This window comes from Bradyrhizobium sp. Leo78 (assembly GCF_059512425.1).
This window is the reverse complement of sequence record NZ_JCAMOT010000223.1, coordinates 1-443: the sequence shown is the minus strand read 5'-3', so window position 1 is coordinate 443 and position 443 is coordinate 1. Positions and strand designations below refer to the sequence as shown.

1 protein-coding gene is annotated in these 443 nt (G+C 59.6%); it reads right to left on the bottom strand.

Features of this window, described 5'->3' with window-relative positions; all coding sequences use genetic code 11:
- The coding region (locus tag AC5ZG1_RS44395; RefSeq protein WP_496136570.1) for a CobW C-terminal domain-containing protein at window positions 1-443 on the bottom strand (443 nt) is incomplete at both ends.

The window sequence follows — 443 nt, the reverse complement described above, 5'->3', positions numbered from 1 at the left end:
AGTTTTTCGCGGTCGAGATCGCGGCCGATGAAGACGAGACGGCTTTCATGCTTCTCGCCATCCTTCCACGGACGCTGGTGATCACCCTCGATGATCATGTGCACGCCCTGGACGACGTAACGCTGGGGATCGTCTTTGAAGGCGATGATGCCCTTGAGGCGAAGAATGTTCGGGCCCTGCACCTGGGTGACTTTCTGAATCCACGGGAAGAAGCGCTCGGGGTTCATCTCGCCGCCGCGCAGCGACACCGACTGCACCGTCACATCATGGATCGCCGACATCGCGCCATGATGATGGTCGTGCCCATGATGATCGTGATCATGGCCATGATGGTGGTGGTGGTCGTGATCATGATCGCAATCCGGGCCGCAGACGTGGTCGTCATGGCCGTGTTCCAGGAAATGCGGATCGTTTTCGAGCGCGCGCTCCAGGTTGAAGGCGCC